Annotated in this window: 10 protein-coding genes and 2 pseudogenes; 6 read left to right on the top strand and 6 right to left on the bottom strand. The window is 42.4% G+C overall.

The window, feature by feature from the left end:
* The first annotated feature begins 205 nt into the window (after positions 1–205).
* The gene (locus IE104_RS19080; RefSeq protein WP_229838047.1) at positions 206–553 is read left to right on the top strand and encodes a hypothetical protein; all 348 of its coding nucleotides are present in this window, start codon (positions 206–208) and stop codon (positions 551–553) included.
* A gap of 53 nt (positions 554–606) precedes the next feature.
* Here IE104_RS19080 and IE104_RS19205 read toward each other — a convergent pair.
* Positions 607–843 (bottom strand): annotated as a pseudogene (locus tag IE104_RS19205) (PA14 domain-containing protein); the annotation flags it as partial.
* 217 nt (positions 844–1,060) lie between these two features.
* Between IE104_RS19205 and IE104_RS19075 the strand changes: the two are divergent.
* Positions 1,061–1,552 carry a hypothetical protein gene (locus IE104_RS19075; protein WP_229838046.1) on the top strand — a complete coding sequence of 164 codons (492 nt, stop codon included), beginning with the start codon at positions 1,061–1,063 and terminating at the stop codon, positions 1,550–1,552.
* Here IE104_RS19075 and IE104_RS19200 read toward each other — a convergent pair.
* Positions 1,552–2,328 (bottom strand): annotated as a pseudogene (locus IE104_RS19200) (carbohydrate-binding protein); the annotation flags it as partial. The gene IE104_RS19075 and the pseudogene IE104_RS19200 overlap by 1 nt on opposite strands.
* A 19-nt stretch (positions 2,329–2,347) precedes the next feature.
* Here IE104_RS19200 and IE104_RS19070 point away from each other — a divergent pair.
* From IE104_RS19070 to IE104_RS16745, 4 genes are all read left to right on the top strand, one after another.
* Complete coding sequence (locus IE104_RS19070; RefSeq protein ID WP_229838045.1) at positions 2,348–2,488, top strand: hypothetical protein; 141 nt, start codon at positions 2,348–2,350, stop codon at positions 2,486–2,488.
* Between the two features lie 9 nt (positions 2,489–2,497).
* Entirely contained in the window at positions 2,498–2,668 is a 171-nt protein-coding gene (locus IE104_RS19065; RefSeq protein ID WP_229838044.1) for a hypothetical protein, read from the top strand.
* Positions 2,669–3,693: 1,025 nt separating this feature from the next.
* Positions 3,694–14,865 (top strand): RHS repeat domain-containing protein, encoded by an 11,172-nt coding sequence (locus IE104_RS16750; RefSeq protein WP_189420598.1) that lies wholly within the window; start codon positions 3,694–3,696, stop codon positions 14,863–14,865.
* Positions 14,865–15,113, top strand: coding sequence for a hypothetical protein (locus tag IE104_RS16745; protein ID WP_189420597.1), 249 nt, complete (start codon positions 14,865–14,867; stop codon positions 15,111–15,113). Before IE104_RS16750 ends, IE104_RS16745 begins: the two co-directional genes overlap by 1 nt.
* Before the next feature lie 119 nt (positions 15,114–15,232).
* Here IE104_RS16745 and IE104_RS16740 read toward each other — a convergent pair whose 3' ends face one another.
* The 4 genes from IE104_RS16740 to recQ form a co-directional block, all read right to left on the bottom strand.
* The gene (locus IE104_RS16740; RefSeq protein WP_189420595.1) at positions 15,233–15,406 is read right to left on the bottom strand and encodes a hypothetical protein; all 174 of its coding nucleotides are present in this window, start codon (positions 15,404–15,406) and stop codon (positions 15,233–15,235) included.
* 185 nt (positions 15,407–15,591) lie between these two features.
* A complete protein-coding gene (locus tag IE104_RS16735; protein ID WP_229838042.1) occupies positions 15,592–16,308 on the bottom strand; it encodes an N-acetylmuramoyl-L-alanine amidase in 717 nt (238 codons plus the stop codon).
* Positions 16,309–16,425: 117 nt separating this feature from the next.
* The gene (locus tag IE104_RS16730; protein WP_189420591.1) at positions 16,426–17,490 is read right to left on the bottom strand and encodes a phosphotriesterase family protein; all 1,065 of its coding nucleotides are present in this window, start codon (positions 17,488–17,490) and stop codon (positions 16,426–16,428) included.
* Positions 17,491–17,554: 64 nt separating this feature from the next.
* Positions 17,555–19,354, bottom strand: coding sequence for a DNA helicase RecQ (gene recQ, locus IE104_RS16725; protein WP_189420589.1), 1,800 nt, complete (start codon positions 19,352–19,354; stop codon positions 17,555–17,557).
* Positions 19,355–19,500 lie beyond the last annotated feature (146 nt).

The following is a 19,500-nucleotide window of genomic DNA, read 5'->3' as shown; positions in this document are numbered from 1 at the left end:
GGTAATACGTGCAGTTAACGACACCTGCTGATTAAGCAAATAGTTATCGACCGCGTAGCTCTCAGGTGAAGTCAGTTCAATCGAGACTCCTGCTGGTGCAACTGGGGCAGCAGCGCTACTGACTAATGAACTTGATACCGCACTAGACACGCTGGAAGACTTCGAAGAAGAGTTACTTGTTAATGAGCTATAGACACTCGAAGACATGAAAGACGAACTACTCATTACTGCGCTGGAAAAACTCGAAAACCTAGAAGAAGAACTTGATACAAAACTAGACGAAGCATTACTGATAGCTGCACTGGAAACACTAGAAAACTTTGAAGATGAACTACTCAAAATCGAACTAGAAACATTTGAGGATTTGGAAGAGCCACTAGATAAAAAGCTAGAGGTTGCACTGCTCACCGCAAGACTAGAATTACTAGAAGATCTTGATGAAGAACTATTTGCCACTGAGCTCGATAAGTTGCTACTTGATGCTGAACTTGAATTATTTGTGGCTGGAATGTTCACACTAGGGTCATATAAAAGACTTGCTCCTCCAAGATAAGTATAAACGCCAGTATTATTGGCGATTTCAATACCTAGCTCATGACCGTGAACTGAATCCCAATAAATGATCTCGATATTGTGTAACCCACCTTGCGATATTGTAAACACCGTATGCGTACGGGTAGTTGCGGATTGATTGCCATTGTATTCTGCAACCACTAATCCATCGACTCTAATACTATAACCATCGTCAGCTCTTACTCGGAATGTATAAGACCCGACGTCTAGCTGAATTTTCCCAGCTAAAAATAATATGGCATCACTTGTGTTGCCAGGATCAGTGTTCAATGATGCAGCATCAGATTTTAAAAATAACTGAAGATTATTCGTTTGCCCTAAGTGCAGGGTACCGGGACCATAATTGAGTGTCGTAGCAATGAAGGTAGCATCTGGAGATTTTGAATTTATTATCGAAACAACCTGAGAAACATTTGTCAAATCGATGTTTCCATTGCTTGACTGATCGTACCCGAAATATTTACCCTTCAAGCCAGTAACATAATTTGTGGGCGAGGAACTTGTCGCACTGGACAGGCTGGAAGACTTGGAAAAGCTCGACGCAGCGCTAGCCGTTAATGCACTAGAAACACTCGAAGAGATTGATGAAGAATTGCTTGATAGTGAATTACTAACCGATGAGGAGCTACTCACTAGCGAACTCGAAAAAGTTGAAGATCTAGAGGAAGAACCACTCGATACCGGAGCACTGCTTGACGAGGAACTACTCACTAACGAACTGAAAGCATTTGAAGATTTCGAAGAAGAAGCGCTTGAAACTGTGCTCGTGACACTGCTGCTTGTTGAAGTAGCACTAGATGACTTAGAAGAGCTTGATGCAGAACTACTAATGCTTGAACTTACACCAATCGACGACAACGAAGAGCTCGACCCAACACTATTCGAAGAAGACGAAGATGAAACTACCAAGCTAACGTTATCAACTCGGAACCAATTAATATTGATATTTCCAGATAGCGACACCAGTTTAAAGCTATGATTTCCTTGAGCTAAGGTTACCACACGTGTTACATCAACCCACGTTTGCCAAGACCCAGTATTTGGAATTGCTATCGTAGTATCGATTAAGGTGTTTCCGCTGATCTCCCTAAGTTCAATACTCGATGTGCTATTGGTAGTTGCGACTCTATATGTAATTAAATAATTACCTGTTACAGGCGCTGTAACTACTGTGTTGTCGTACGACAGCCAATCTGTACTGGAAAAATCAGTAACGTGCTGCCCCCCGCCGACATCCTGTGTATTTTGCTCCCAAACAAAATACATACTTTTATAACTTTCAGCTTGTATTGTTACAGACGCAGTAGGAATTATATATTCAACTTTAAACCAATTAACATTGAATCCTCCAACATTTCCAAAAATTTTAAAGCTGTGCTGCCCCTGCGTGAGCGTAACAGTACGCTCGACATTCACCCAAGCCTGCCATCCTCCTGTATTAGGAACTGGTACAGTATCTAAAATGTTTTCCGTACTAGCTTCTCTTAATCCAAGGATAGTGTCGCTATTGGGACTGGCAACACGATACGTTATTTTATAGCTTCCCGTGATTGGAATATTCAGGCTGTAATTTGTGTAAGACATCCAATCACCGGTATTAATATTTCCAGTGTCTTTGCCACCGCCAACGTCTGTGGTGTCTTCGTTCCAAACACCATACATAGTCGCATAATTTTCCGCCTGAATAGTTGCCGGTAAAGAAAGAACCGTTGGTCCGCTGCTAGAAGAAACGCCACTAGATAGGCTGCTAGCCATCGAGCTAGAAGCAAAAGAATTGGAAGAGCTGCTCGATATGGAACTGGCAGCTGCGCTGCTCATCATTGAACTGGAATTACTCGATATTTTTGACGAGGCGCTACTCGATATCGAGCTGGAGATAACGCTGTTTGCTACCGAACTAACATTACTCGAATAGCTAGATGACTTGGAGGAGCTTGACGCAGAACTACCAGCCAATGAGCTTGCACTGCGCGATGAAAGCGAAGAATTTAGCGATGAACTACTTGCTAATGCACTGGAAAGACTGGAAGACCTCGACGAGGAGCTACCTGATAAGGCACACGTCAAATTCACTGTTGGTGTAGTACTTACGTGACCGTTTTGGTCGTACACAGAAACATTAATCAGATATGTGCCGGCACTTGGGGGTAGCCATACACTAGCTCTATTAGGGTCTGTAGTTAAAGTTAGATCTGTTCCTATAACTTGGCTATTTACTTTGAACTCCACCTTTACAACATTAGATGTACCCCTGTAAACCAACCCAGCAATAGTAAATGATTGACCGACAATACATGATGCTGATGCGTTCTTCGGTGAAGCTAATACCACCAAAGGTGAACCATCGGCCGGCGTAATTCGAAATTCGCGTGTTTCAGATTTTGTACTTAAACCACTATTATCATAAGCAATCGCATAAACCGTATATATACCAGGGCTAGGTGGATTCCAGGATATAAGAGTTCCCGAAACTGGACCCGTTGAATAGAGTACGTCATTCACATAGTACTCAAGCTTGACAATGGATCCGTCACTGTCACTTGCATATGCATTGATATATAGCGATGGATACTCACCAAAATAGTACTTTTCTCCACCGGTTCCCGACTGACTTATTGGGGAGCCCAAGGAAACAGTAGGAGGAAGTTGAGCGTACGCACACGGGAGAATCAACAAAAAACCAATTATTATCCCCAAGAACCTATTTAGAAAATTAAATAATACTTCCTTATTTTTCAGACCGGTAAAACCTATCTTTCCTATCATACCAAGCTCCTTAACATCCCAAAGTGCCGTCAAAAAATCCAATAAAATCTTAATTATTTGCTTAAACAAAAGTTCAATAACGGAAAAATGGCGCAATAGTAATCCTACTTTTTAAAAAAAAGCATCACTTTTTTGCAAAAAAAGCAGCATAAAAAAATATTTTTAAATTTCCCTAAACTTTTCCTTATTCCGATGGATATATAGAAACATAGTGTTACTACGGTATTTTTTACTTTTTATTTTGCTGACTTAAAAGATACATAGTGGGGTGCTGATTAAATTTATCCCATGGAAATCTAGCCAGATAAAAAGGATTCATTAATAAAAAATTTACAGGATTAATAGGGGATTGAAATGGTCGGCATAGTGTCGGGAAATGGACTTGGCTTGTGGAATGCACTCTCTAACGGAATGGGAGTTACCGCAGATTCACACTTATTAGGTCAAGCGAATGGTGTTGCAAATGTAAATGTTGCTACCGGTAATTTATCTGTCCAATTTCTTGACGAATCCCTATCTGGAATGGGTGCCGATATAGGCGCCTTACGTACATATAACTCTAAAGTTGATATGACTCGATCATCACTTTATCTGGATGGCGATCTTGATGGTTGGCGCTGGGCGGGAGAGCGTCGTGTTTATTTAAAATCAGGCACGCTGAACACTGTAGGCAGTCTGTTAACACGAGCAACAGACGACGGTCACGAGGCGGTATTCACTTGGGATGCAGGATCCGCATCTTATAAATCCACGGAAGGAGATGGGGCTCACGATAAAATTATTTGGGACACGTTAACCAACGAATTTATATGGACAGAAGGAAGCAGTGGAACTGTAGACCGTTATCTATCAACAGGCGTGCTAAAAAATACCAGGGACACAAGCGGAAACGGTTTTGATTTCACATTTAATGGTTATAAGCTCACTAAAATAAGCGATATCCGTACCATGGAATCCATGGAATTTGTTTACGGCACTTCAGGTAATGGATTAAATAAATTAGAACGAATCGACACCCGCACAAGCGGTAACGTTCTGAATATGCAAGTCTATTACGCCTATGATGTTTACAAGCGCTTAGCCTCTGTTACAACTGACTTAACACCTAACGATAACACTAAAACTGATGGTAAAGTTTACACGACCACCTACTCATATTCCGACACTACCAGTACACGCTTTTCAAAAATTCAACAATCCGACGGCACTTATGCCAGCTTCACATATGACTCCACTGGAAGAGTAAAAACAGTTAGTGACTATAGCGGCCTCACGAGCTTTACTTATGGCACTGGAACGACAACAGTCACTAACGCTGCTGGTGACATTTGGACATACACCTACGACACAACTAATTCTCAATTGTTAAAAGTCGAATCTTCTTCCGTAAACAATGTGAAGCAATCGAGCAGTTATACATACGACAGTGATGGAAATCTGAAAACTGTTACCGATGGTCGCGGCAACCAAATTACTTATGGTTATGATGCAAACGGCAATCGAACCAGCGAAGTAGATGCAATAGGTAATACCATTACTCGCACATTCAATATAATCACCAATAAACTGCTTACCGAGACCCGCTACACTCAACCATCATTAACTAGCCCATCAGGCGCTGAAACAGTGCGCTATGCATACGATTCATCTAACCATTTACGTTTTACCATCAGTGCTGAAGGTCGAGTTAGCGAAAATCGTTACAACAGTAATGGTTTGGTATCACAAGTCATCCTATATTCCAGCGCACCTTACACAAACACCAGCTTCTCTGAAACTGATCTTGTTAGTTGGGTTACATCGCAAGATAAAACTAAAACTCAACTTACAGAGTACGAATACGATTTACGGGGAAATCTACAAAAGACAACTCAATACGCACTCGTTAACAGCAGTGGTTTAGGTATAGCCTCAACGGCAAACGACGTAAATAAATATGTTTATAGTGCGCAAGGTCAATTACTACAAACAATCGCAGTTCGTGCAACAGAAACAATTCTTAGTAGCGCAACTTACGATGGATTGGGTCGTCAGACCCAAGTCGTTAATGAGAAAGGTACAACCACCACTACTTATGCTAGCGCGCAAATTACCGTAACTAATAGCGCATCTGGCTTGAGTGTATTTACCAGTATTGATAACAAAGGTCGAATCACAAGCCTCACTAGTACAGATAACACCAGCAATCGCATTACTAGCTTCATTTATGATAATGCAGGCCGCCTAAGAATATCCCAAAATCCAACAGGCGCCAGCAGTTACTTTTTTTATGACGTAGCAGGGCGTATTAGCACCAAAGTAAATGCAACAGGCGCGGCCACCGCATTTACTTATGATGCAGATGGCCGAGTTCTAACTGAAATTAATTACGCGATGCCTATTTCATCCTCTACTCTCAGCACATGGGTGGACGCAGCTTCAATTCCTGCCAGCGTGAGTCTCATTAGCGATGCAGTAAATGATCGCTCAACAACAAATACTTATGATACTGCTGGTCGATTGAAAACGACCACTGTTGATGGTGTTGCAACTATCGTAAATGATTATGATGGTTTGTCACGCTTAATTCAAACCACGCAATCAGGTCGAGTCACACGTTATTTCTATGATCGTGACGGACTTTTAAAAGGACAATTGGATGCGGAGAAATATCTCAACGAAAATATTTATGACAGCGTTGGTCGTCTGATAAAAACGTTACGTTATGGCAATCAAGTTGCGACGGTGAGCACTTTCGATAGCATGAAAGCGGCTGTAGGTGCGGGCGATAAGTTAACAACATATTACTATTACGATGCAGAAGGTCGGCCAATTGGCACAGTAAACGAACAAGGCTTTTTAACTGAAACTGTTTACGACTCAACCAATAATAATCGTCAAATAATTCAATATATGACTGCAGTGGTAACATCAGATACTGCAACCCTGGCAACTTTAAAAACGCCCACGGTTTTAGCTGGAATAAAAGAGACTACTACAACCAACTATGACAGCTTTGGTCGTGTAGATAACATCATTGGTGTTGATGGCTCAAAGTCACGCAATGTCTATGACAGTGCGGGTCGTTTAGTTCGTAGCATTCAGGCTGATGGTACGTCAGACCAGCGTGCATCCCGTGTGCAATATAATTCGTTTGGAGACATCACAGGCACGGTGAGCGGTGTAGGTGAAGTATCACTAGGAGAAACTCCTAGTGCCAGCGCAATTTCTACAGCCATCACTAACTACGGTACCACTGTACAATTTGATGCAGTGGGTAGAAAGATCGCGGAATTCGGGCCCATTCAAAATGGCAAACCGCAAACTAAAACGTTCCTTTTCTACAACACTGCAGGGCAATTAACTTATACCGTTAATGCACTTGGTGAAGTAGCACAAACTAGTTACAACAGCTTTGGTCAAGTTAGCTCAATTCGTGTTTACACAAATCGTATATCTGCAACAATTACTACCGGCGGACTGGAATCCAATGTCACAGGCTACATAGTCGCAGACAGCAACACAGATGCTGTGGTATCCACAACTTATAACAAACTAGGTTTAGCAAAAGAAATAACCGATGCTTTAGGCAGAAAAACTACAAATAATTACACCATTTACGGCCAGCTAAATGATTCAACGACCGCAGATGGTTCCGCCACATTATTAAGTTATGACCTGTTAGGCAGAGTTAAGGATACAACACGTGATTATCTTGGTTTAGCTGCAAAAACTGGTGTTGTTTATGATGGTTTTGGCCGCATTGTTGATAGTTATGATGCAAATAGTCATCACACCTTTACAACTTATAGCGATAGTGGACGTACCATAACTGTCACAGATCCAATGTCGCGCACCAGAAAAATTGAAGTTGATGCATTTGGCCGTACCGTCAAAAGTTATGATGGAACTACCTCCGGTTTATTCACTGCATACAATTACGATGACGCAAACCGTAAGCTAACAGTTACATCTATTGAAGGCATTAGTGTCACAACCGAAAGAACACGCACAGGTGAAATTTTAAAAATTACCGATGGTAAAGGCGGTGTTATAACTTATTCCTATACAAAAGATGGAAAATTATTTGAAGTCTATGACGCTAAAAATATACGGACTATTAAGAATGAATATTACAACTCGGGGAGCTTATACCAAAGTACAGATGCAAGCGGCACTGTAACTCGTTACGATTATGATGCTGCTGACAGAGTTGTAAGCAAAACAGTCAATGTAACCGCTAGCTTAAGTGAACAAATAAAAACTACTTACAAATTTGATGGACAAGGCCGAAAAATTCAGGTGACCGAAGGTGCCGGCAGCGCAACGCCCTCTACAACTCAATATATATATGACAAGAAAGGGCAAATTAAACAAATCATAATTGACCCCAAGTCAATCAATACATTCAATGACAACCCGAATGGATTAGAGCTTTCTACTAAATTTACCTATGACGAAGTAGGTAACACCACTTTGGTAGAGAAGGGAAGTCTATCGAGCACATCACAACAAGTCACACTTTATACCTTTGATAAATTAGGCAGAAAAATTAAGGAGCAAGTGGATCCTTATGGATTACTCAACTTAACTACTGATTACAAGTATGACAGTCAAGGCAATCTCACTAGAATTATTGATGCGAATCGCAACAGTACATGGTTCATGTACAACGATAGCAACCAAAAAATTCGTCAAATTGATGCGCTGGGTGGCGTTACCACGTTCAATTACGACAAAAATGCTTCGCTAATTCAAACACGTCAGCTAGCAACACTTATTGATGCAACTGGGCTTAGCACACTATCAGGTCTGGATATTGTTCCACCAACCTTTGCTCCAGCCTTTACCCCAACTTTAGACGCAGCAAATGATCGTCGTACTTTCACAATCAACGACAATGACAACCGTGTAAGATTTACTATCAGCGCCAAAAACGCCACTGAATGGTTAGTCACCGAAAACATTTACGATAAAAATAATAATGTTTTTGAGTTACGCGCTTACGACAAATCACTAAGCACAACAACTATAGATGCCATGAGCGGTGCGCAGGCTACAAATGAACGCTCATCTATAACAGTCGCTGAAGTGGTTACTGCGCTTGGCCAGTTGGGTTATGCAACAAACGGAACGGGGTCCAATACTCGCATCACCGTTTATGAATATGACGCAAATAATCGCCAAATTAAAACAACACTACCAGGTTATTACTCACCGCTAACAGGGCAAGTAACAGCCTTATCTACACCGGGCAGTTTCCAACGCACTATTGAAGTAACTTATGACTCTGCCGGGCGCGCTGTACGAAACAGTATTAGCACAGGACCAAATGCAACAGATCGCATAGTCCAATTTAAAACTTACGACGCAGTAGGCCGCGAAATTTATGATATCGATGGCTTGGGTTACGCAACTCAAAAAACCTACGATGCATTGGGCAACATAAGATCAGTCACACGTTATGGTGATCTTAACAGTGTCATTTCAGGAACCCCAACTTTAGGCACAGCTCCAAATCTTTATTGGAGTACCGCAGATATTGCCAGTAAATTATTAGGGAAAATTGGCCGCACAGTTAGCTACGATTATGATAATGCCGGCCGCGTTAAAACAGTCACACAACCAGAAACAGGCCTCACCAATTATGTTAGTAAAGATCAGACTAAAGCTACAAATGATCTAATTAATGCGTCATCTAATCCAGCCTACTCAAGTAAATCTGTTACGTCATATTTCTATGACGACATGGGCAACATTACACAACAAAGCAGCACCATAGATCTCAATGGCACCAAAGCAGATACCTACTCATACTATGACAAAGCCGGCCGTAAAATATGGAGCGTTGATACTTTAGGCTATGGAACCAAGACAGATTATGATTCCATGGGGAACGTAAGACGCGTCGTAGAATATGCAAACCCCTTAAGTGCGTCTGCATTCAGCGCAATTAACCGAACAACACCACCTAGCTTCACCACATCGACATTAGATCGTACCACTGAAACTGAGTACGACTTGCAAGGTCGCGTTAGCATTGTGCGTCGCGTGATGAACGGCACTTTAACTCTCGTTAATACTAAAAATTACAACGCATTCAATGAAGTCACTAAATCTTGGGATGCAAATAACAACCTAACACAGTTTGAATACAACAAATTAGGTAAGACCACAAAAATAACCGAACCAACTCGCGAAGTTGCAGGGTTGAGCGGTGATGTATTCATAAATCGAATTAACGATGCAACACCTATTACCGAATACGAATACGATGCATTTGGTCAGCTGAAAAAAGAAACCCGTTCTACAAAATCAGGGGTTAATTTAATAGGCTCAAGCTTTTCCATTATTCACGAATATGATCATGCAGGAAACGAAACTAAAACCATTGATGCTGTGGGCTCTATTAGTGAAAGTATGTTTGATTACAACGGTAGAATCGTCAAACAAACACAAGCAATAAGCGTAAGCAACGCAACTGCAGATATTAATTACAGCTACAACATTGAGCGCCGTTTTGAATACGATGCAGTTGGTCGGCAGACAATAACGCTAGATGTGTTTAATGATCAAAGTGGGAATACTGGTCAAATAAATTCATTCACCGGCACTAAAAAAGTTGCAGGCCAGGTGAACGTATATAATGGTTACGGAGAAGTTACTGAAGAACGTAAAGTATGGGGTTTAAGTACAGATGCTACTTCAATCATTACATCACCATCTTATTACAACAACAATGCCCTTATTAACAGCTACAGTTATGATACAGCCGGTCGTGTGCAGTATAAGCAAAGTGCAGAAGGCTATACCTATTTTTATTATGATCTGTTGGGCCGTGTGACGCGTACTGAACAACGTGGATCAATACAAAGTGTTACTGCAGAAACTCGTGTGACAGAGAACTATTACGACAAAGCAGGGCATCTTTTGGTGCAGCGGTTACCGCAATTTCTCGCAACTGCAAATGATGGAACGTCCAACACAACATTAAAAACACCAATGGTTGTTCAAACCACGGATCGTTGGGGCAATGTATTAACAAGAACAGATGCAGCCCAAACAACCACTACTTATACTTACAACCAGGACAACCAGTTAAAGATAGAACAATTTACTGCGAATCCAGTATTACAGTTGAATGCTACAGATACTTTCAAATCTATTCAGGTAACTCGCACCACAAATTATGATTTGTTAGGGCGCGTAACAACAACCGTAGAATCGGCTAAAGATTTAAGTAACAACTCAACAGTTGAGCGTACTTCAGCAACTAACAGTTACAACAAAGCAGGGCAGCTCACAAAAACTATAGATGCTACTAATGTAACTCTTGAATATATTTACGATGCTTATGGCAATCGAGTCGGCACCAAAGATGCTGTAGGGCATGTAACCGTAGATCAATTTAATAACAACAACCAAATTATCTCACACTCGTTATTGCGCAATGGTTCGCTAAACGAATATAAATCAGGTGATGCTGTCACACCAACGTCAGTTCTCTTGGCTAGCTACCAATATGATCAGGCTGGTCGTCGTTATAGTGAAGCAGATTACGCTAGTTACGGAGCCGTGGGAAATTATCAATATTATCAATTTGATGAGCGCGGAAACATACTTATCAATCGCAGTAAAGAGGGATCTTCCCATCACTATAATTACGATGAGTTAAGCAATAAAGTTTCTGATAAATTATTTTCTTCAGCTGGTGCCTCGACAACGATTAATGAATGGTCTTATCGTGATCGCACCAATATTTATGATTACAAAGATTATTTAACTGATCGCATTCAATCACGTAAAGTGAACGGCGATTCCAATCAAAGTTACAACTATACTTATAACGATTTTGGTCAGCTGTCTATTGAACAAAATGCCAATAGTCCCACCCTGGGTAAAGTCGAATATTCATACTGGGGTAACGGTCTGCAAAAAAGTGTTATTGAATCAACTTCTGTTGTAAGCCGTTACAATTCTATTTATAGTTATCCTGGTACGACTGTTACTCTAACTTCAAACGACTACACAACAACTTTCAGCAAAAGTAGTCTTTATTATTTTGATATTAGAGGAAACAGAACAGCAGAAAACAATTTGGCGGGCTCTAGCGTAACTGCCTTCACAATAACGCAAAATGTTACAGGTCAACCTACAACCTACCAAAATATTGCCGCACAAAGTTCTTCGTCGGGAGATAGTTGGATTTATTACAAATACGACGCCCAAAATCGTTTGACGGATGTAACATCGCCAGCGTCGAACATGAATAATGGCGCGCCTCACACCAGCGCTAATCTTTCTACGCTTCATTATGAATACGACGAGTGGGGAAATCGTCGCCGTATTAATTCCACTTATGCATTGCCAGATACAACAGCTTTGTTAAATAAAACCGAGTGGTTCAAATACGACAATGCAAACCGAGTATTAGTGGAAAGCGGAGTATTAGTCGGAAATGACGTAGGGGCCAATGAATCCCAAGGTGTTGTTTACAGCTATGTAGCTGGCAAGCGCGCCTCGCAAGAGGCATTTAAAGGAAAAGCAAGTTGGTGGACCATAGGTTACGGTACATACTTTGCCAATGATTACCTACTTACTTCCTTCACCTATAACGACTTGGGGCAAGTTAAAGAAACTAACCAATCTATTAAACGTAAATCACTCACATCTACCAGTCTTGATGCGGAACTTTCAGCAAGCGTCACTACAAACTATGAACAACAGCAAGGCTACTCAACAACAAAATATACCGACTTAGTTCGCCAAACAAATGACTATGACACGCGCAGCTTTAAAATATTAAGCACAACTTATAACGCAAATAGCAACTACACAAATTACTCAAGTGCAACCTTAAAGAAGTCGGATTCTACCTACACTAAGGACGGCGCGTTAAAGACCCAAACCATTCGTGAAACTATTAACAATAGAATAGACACTATTACCACCAACACTTACACAACGTCGGGTGATATTGATAACTACACAACTGACATCTATGACACAAGCTCAAGCAGTAATACTAAGAAATTCACGAACACTTACAACTATCAATACGTCAACACATATGCTGGCAGGCAAGTATCTTCAATCACGGCACGAACAGGCCAATCAGGAACAGCCGATGGTAGCACCACTAACACCTATGACATTCGTGGCCGACTAACCAGTGCAACCATAACAACAATCAATAACAATAAGACGGAATATATTTACCGCAACCTGTCCTATAACACAGCTGGTCAAGTACTACTGAGAAGTGATCGAGCCTCAAGTTCAGGTAATACTCAAACACAAAGCTATTTTTACGCCCCTACCGGTGGTGACTTGGCAAATATCGGTAATTTTGGTCAAGATATATCGCCACTAAGCTCTGTATACACCGCAGGTGATACACCTAGCGCTTACACCGTAAATACTGGCGATACCTTAATGGGTATTGCTCAGTCACTATTTGGTGACTCCAGTCTTTGGTATCTAATTGCAGATCTCAACTCATTAAGTATGGGGCCTACCGATACTTTCAGCGGTGCCGATATTGGCCGCAGCCTACGTATCCCCAATAACGATAAAGTTATTGGAAATACCAGCACCAACTTCAAACCCTATAACAACACTGAGGTTATCGGTGATTTAACTCCAAGCCCGACACTACTGCCTCCACCCAAAGCTAAAGGTTGTAATGCCATAGCATCGATTATTATGGTCGTGGTTGCCGTAGTAGTCACAGTGTATACAGCAGGAGCCGCAGGAGCTTATTTTGGAGCAGGAACATCGAGCGGATTAACTGTTCTTGGTGGTGGTATTGCAAATGCAACCGCTGCACAACTAGCTGCAACCTTTGCTGGGGCGATGGTAGGCGGCTTCGTTGGCAGTGTAGCGAGCCAAGCTGTTGGCGTTGCATTGGGGGTACAGGACAAAATCAACTTTCGTCAGGCCGCAAGTAGTGGTTTGACTGCAGGATTTTCTGCCGGTGCTGGTGCTTGGCTAAATGGAGCAAGCTGGGCAACCAAGGGGGTTGAACTTGGAAAGTTGAATAATTTAGGCAACTTAGCCCGCGGAGCAGCAAGCTATGTGGGCGCTTATTCAAGTAATAAAATCGCGGGCTTAGAAACACATTTTAATTGGGCAGATATGGCAGCATCATCTATATCGTCCGGACTAATGGGAAGCAAAGCTGGAAATAATCTAACCAAAGCTTTGGGTGGAATCGGTGGTGAATTTGGTACCAATGTTGTTGGAAACTTCCTTGGCTCTACCGCTAACGCTACATTAAATCGCTTAGCGCATGGTGGAGGCAGCCTCAACTCAAGTGATTGGGGCAAAATGGCAGCAGATGCTTTTGGGAACGCCTTGGCGAGTAAGGTGGTGCAGCTAGCTATACCTAGGGTTGACGGCGGAGGTGGTGCCGGTTCCCCTGCTAACCAAGTCAATTGGGATGATATTGGGAATGATCCGTTTGGCGTAGTACAGTCTTCCTCGGGTTCATCAGGTGGCACACAAGCGTTAGCAATGTCCAGCGGCAACGCAGGTGCAGATGCTCTTAAAGCGACTGCTGTTGCAAAACAAGCTAAAGATGAATCCTACATCACCGATGTTAGAGATGTGGTATCAAACCAATATGATTTGGTGGATGAGGTTGTGGTAACAGGTTATCGAGACGGCAGCGAGTCAACGGGTTACGTGAATCACGCTGTTCATGCACCCTACAATCCAAACTTCTGGGGTGATAAAAAGCCTAAACCGTATGTAGCACCGCAAATGCTTAGTATGGGTAGGGTTCTCACAGACGTAGGTTTATTAACAATTGGCGGAACAGTAGGTGGGGTGGCAGGAGCTGCCGTCAAACTTGGTGGCTATACTGGAGCAGCACTCAGTGGATACATTGCAGGCGGAGTTGGTGACTTAGCTGTTCAGGGAGGGAATAATGTGCTATATGCTCTTTCTAATGGAAATCTTGGACGTAGTGGTTTTGACAAAACCGAGTTTGCGATTAGCACCACGTTAGGTGCCGCATTAGGGCCAGTTGCCAAAAGCCTTGGAGATGCTAAGACAGCGATTTCCGGGCTACTTTCGCGAGAAACAGGCGGGGCTACAAACAGTTCATTAACCGCGAGAGTAGATGTTGCCGATGATTTCATTAGAACAGACCTAAACAGCGGCACTACTCAACTCCGGTACTTAGATCCTGAGTCTCATGGCTTGATTATGAATGTGGATAGAGATGGTATTCTTGGCTTTGATATTCGTGCTCCCCAAGGCGGAAGTTTAATGTCTGATGCTTCAGGAACAGATATGTTTGTTAGCGGAATGCAGCGTTTGGAACGCGAAGGCGTGCAAGTAAATGCCATTCGAGGAACGTGGATTGAAAACTCTGATAGTGTTAACGCAGCTCAATATTTATCAAATTTAAAAAATATGAGCCCACAACAGGCTGCCGCAAATACGTGGACTGGTCGCATGGCAGCTAAATATAATTTTACAAATGTAGGAACACCTGAAACTTCATATGGCGTAACAACTACTCTCTTTAGGAAAAAGTGATGTTGAAAAATATTTTAGATGGTGAGGCGCCAAGTTCAGTTTTTAAGCAGATGATTGTTGATAATCCGGCGCTAACCAATATTGATTTATCAAATTCATTGGCTAATGAATTTGATAATTTGAATAGTCAAGCGGCTCAATTAGTTTGGCATTGGCAAAGACCAGGAAAACAACAAGGATTAAGTGATGAAAATTTAGATGCGTTATTACTAAATTTTTTTCAAGAGGCAGGATATTTAGTGCGCTAAAAAATAATCTGGAGTCAGAGAAAAGTTTAAATTTTATCTGCATCTTATTTAATAAAAGAAACAGAACCCAACTGCCAGTGCGTTTTTAATGCACTGGCAGTTGGGTTTTTATTTTATAGTTAGTTCGAATTGCTAATGCGAGACCAGCGTTTAGCCTGGTATTTAAAAATCAGCCCTTCCCGTGCTTCTTGGATAATCTTCTTATCGTCACTTTCCAGCTCCTTGATGGCTTCCAACTGTCGGCGCACCCTGTCATCCAGCTCGGGCTCATCCCCAAATACCGAGGCATCCATGCTGATGGCAGTTCTTTTTGCGTTCAGCGAAAGCCGCACTGCCCGGTAGCAACAGCTAAGGCTCAAGGAAAATTGATGTATATCTGCTCAACAACGCATGACCATGCATGTTTAACATTTTTGTCGATTTATGCGGACAGTTTTTTACAGCAACATCTGCCTACCTAATGGCAATGGATTGATTTTTAATTGGAAAAGATCAGCACATCCAAAATCGCTGCCGTTTCTGCATCAGGCATACCATCAAACAAGGTTTGGCGATATTTTGATTGAAATACAGCTATGACATTTTGCGTTTCCTTGTCTAATAAACCTGTTTGCGGCACTGCGTAACCATGCAGTGCAAGCTTTTGTTGAAACCATGCAATATCTGGCAATTGGTTTTGATAAATAGCCAAACGTTGCGCAACATTATTTTGGTCAGGCCAAACAATTAAACCTGCATCCGCTAATTTTTTCCACGGAAAAACCGGACCCGGGTCTTGTTTGCGCTGTGGCGCTATTTCGTTGTGGCCAAGAATATTTTCCGGTTTGATTTGGTAGCGCGCGACAAGCTTTTTTAAAAGCAAAATCAATTGATCGATTTGCGCTTGTGAATAGGTATACCAAACTCGGCCCGTCGGTGTATCCGAAAATCCCAAATTAACAATTTCTATTCCGATAGATGAAGCATTCAGCTGGTTATAAATCTTCCAACTGCTTAAACCAGCGTGATTGGCCTGTTTTGATTCATCTACCAATTTATAGAAGAAAGGTTTTTCACCATCTGTTAATAAATAATGTGAACTGACTTCATCTTGCGTAAGCGTTTCCAACGAGCTCGGCAGGTCGGCAAAAGTGTAATGAATAATGATGTATTTAATGCGGTCGCTTTGGCTGCGTGAATGAAACTTTGTATTCATCCTTGGCTGAGCAGCGCAACCGCATAAAGTTATAAAGATAAGAAACGACAAAATTGTTTTCATAAGCAGCCACTGCTGTATTTAAATTTAGTCATTTTTCGCATGATTCCATTTAGGCTAGGTCTTTATTTGAAAAGCTTCGGCGGGGTTACGCGTGAAAATTTGTGTTAATTCATCTGAACTAAAACCGCGATTTTTTAATGCAGGTAACAAATCGGTCATCAGGGGCGCGAACGAATTAAATTTTCCACCCTTGGGTTCTGCTGCTGTATACCAACCTGAATCTTGTGATACGAGCAAGCGATTTAAATAGCCTTCGGCTTTTATTCTAGTAATCAATTCCAGATATTGTTGAGTTTGCTCGGGGCGATAACCGTCGTAAGAAATCCACGCGCCCTGAGCCAAGGCTTGCTGATGATATTGAAAATCAACTTCGCTCTGCGCGTGTATCCAGATCCATCTATTAGGAGAAGCACCTGCACTCTTTATAAGCTTAATTTGTTCTAGTGCCGATGTGCCGTTAACACCCGGTTTCACTTCACGCCAGGGCCCTACATGGCAACCAATAACTAAGCCGCTTTTTTTATGAGTAAGTATTGCAGCATGCATCAATTTATTTTCGTCGTTAGTCAGTCGGCCACCAGATACACCGATTTTAATCATGCCCGGTTTTATACCTGTGCCGTCTATACCCTCGTGCCATTCACCTAACCATTTCTGAGCGAGAGCCTCAGCGCTCATAGCGTCAAAATAATCGGGCTTGAATTGCGAATCGTTGGATAAGTAGGCGCCGGTAGTTGTAACAATTTGCATACCACTAGCATTGGCCAATGCTTTTAGCAGTGGCGGATTTCTACCAACACCTACTGCGGTGCAATCAATAAATGTTTTGCAGCCAAGCTTTTGAATTTCTGTAAGGTGCGGCAATATAGTTGCAACAACTTCATTTATGTCGAGTGATAAAGGATTTTTCTGCTGTTCAGAATAGGAGCGTAAATCGGCAAATAAATGTTCGTGCGTGAGGGTAAAGCCCATAGTTGAGCAAGGTTGCGCGCCCAGCACAGACATAAAATAAGTGCCTGGCGCTTTAGCGATAGAAGAATTTTTCAGTTGTCCGCAAGCGGTTAAATAAATACTGGCAACACCACCTAAACTACCTTTTATAAAAGACCGACGTTTCATTGCCCAGCTCCTTAAGGTTAGATTAACTGCTAAATCACACAAGTATGTTTAGCGGAACATGTTTTTAATATTCCGCTTCCCGAATAACTTCCAAAAATTCATCGCCAAAGCGCTCCAATTTGCTTTGGCCAACACCGGTAATAGATAGCAACTGGTCAGGTGTTATGGGTCTGAACTCTAACATTTCGCGCAGGGTAGCATCGTGGAAAATAACGTAGGGTGGAACGCCGTGTTCGTCGGCTAGGCGTTTGCGACATGCACGCAATGCGTTCCACAAATTCTGGTCTTCTGCATCGACAGCCACACCTTGTTTGCGTGCAACACTGGTGGCAGATGTTTTAATATCGCGGCGTAATTGAATGGTATCTTCGCCGCGCAAAATCGCTCGGCAGCTATCGTTTAATTTCAATCCGCCATAGGCTTGTGCATCCACATCTAAATAACCGCGCGCTACCAATTGTCGAATAATGGATTTCCATTCGTCGGCGCCAATGTGTTTGCCAATGCCGTAAGTGGACAAGGTTTGGTGATTAAACGAATTAATTTTTTCATTGCTTGCACCGCGCAATACATCAATCACGTGACCGGCACCAAAGCGTTGACCGGTGCGATAAACGCAGGAAAGCGCCATGCGCACAGCTTCGGTAGCATCCCAGGTTTGCGCGGGTGTTAAACATGAATCGCAATTACCGCAGGCTTGTGTGAGTGTATCGCCAAAGTAGCGCAATAAAGTTTGGCGACGGCAGCTGGTAATTTCACACAAACCCAACATCGCATTTAATCGTTGTTGTTCATGGCGTTTAAACTCTTCGCTGCCTTCAGAGTTGCTCATCATTTGGCGCAGCTTTACTACATCTTCTAATCCGTACAATAAAAGTGTAGTTGCTGGTTCACCGTCGCGGCCTGCGCGCCCGGTCTCCTGATAGTAGGCTTCAATGCTTTTGGGTAAATCCAGATGCGCCACAAAACGCACATCGGGTTTATCAATGCCCATACCAAATGCAATGGTTGCGACCATAATAATTTGGTCTTCGCGCAAAAAACGGTTTTGATTTTTTTGGCGCACTTGCGGCGTTAAACCGGCATGATAAGGCAGCGCCGTAAAACCTTCGGCACTTAACCATTCCGCTGTTTGTTCAACTTTATTGCGCGACAAACAATACACAATACCGGAGTGATTAGCGTGTTCATCGCGCAAAAAACGCAAGAGCTGAACCTTGGGTGTATTTTTTTGCTGGATGCGATATTGAATATTCGGACGATCAAATCCGTTGACAAATTGCTGTGCGTTTTCTAATTGCAAGCGCGTAATAATTTCTTCGCGTGTGCGCACGTCTGCCGTTGCGGTTAAAGCGATGCGCGGTACATTAGGGAATTCGCGCTGCAACATATCCAGCTTTAAATAATCCGCACGAAAATCGTGACCCCATTGTGATACACAGTGAGCTTCATCAATGGCGAAGAGTGCAATTTTTACTTGATGAAGTAATTCAATGGTGCGCGGTTGGATTAAACGCTCCGGTGCAACGTAGAGCATATCCAATTCGCCATTGTGCATTGCGAGTTCGGTTTGCCAAGCCTCTTGTGCTGTCATGGTGGAATTTAAAAATCCGGCGCGCACGCCCAATTCGTGTAGTGCACTTACTTGATCTTGCATCAGTGCAATTAACGGGGAAATCACAATGCCCACACCTTCGCGCACGAGCGAAGGAATTTGGTAGCACAGGGATTTACCGCCGCCAGTTGGCATCAAGACCAAAGCATCGTTTCCGGCTACCAATGCTGAAATCACCGCCGCTTGTGGGCCGCGAAATTCGTGGTATCCGAACACATCTTTAAGAATGGAGTGAGGAGTTTGCGTCATGGGCGCGAGTATACGGGATGTGCTATGGCTCGAATATGATTAGGTGCAATTGTTTTTGCGGGTTTTGTGATTGCTTTTCTTTACACGCAAGAAGTGTAAGGCAAATTGAGGCGAGGGAATGAAGTGATTAGTATTTGGGACGATTA

It is taken from the genome of Cellvibrio zantedeschiae (assembly GCF_014652535.1).
Taxonomy (GTDB): domain Bacteria; phylum Pseudomonadota; class Gammaproteobacteria; order Pseudomonadales; family Cellvibrionaceae; genus Cellvibrio; species Cellvibrio zantedeschiae.
This window is presented reverse-complemented; position numbering and strand designations above follow the sequence as displayed.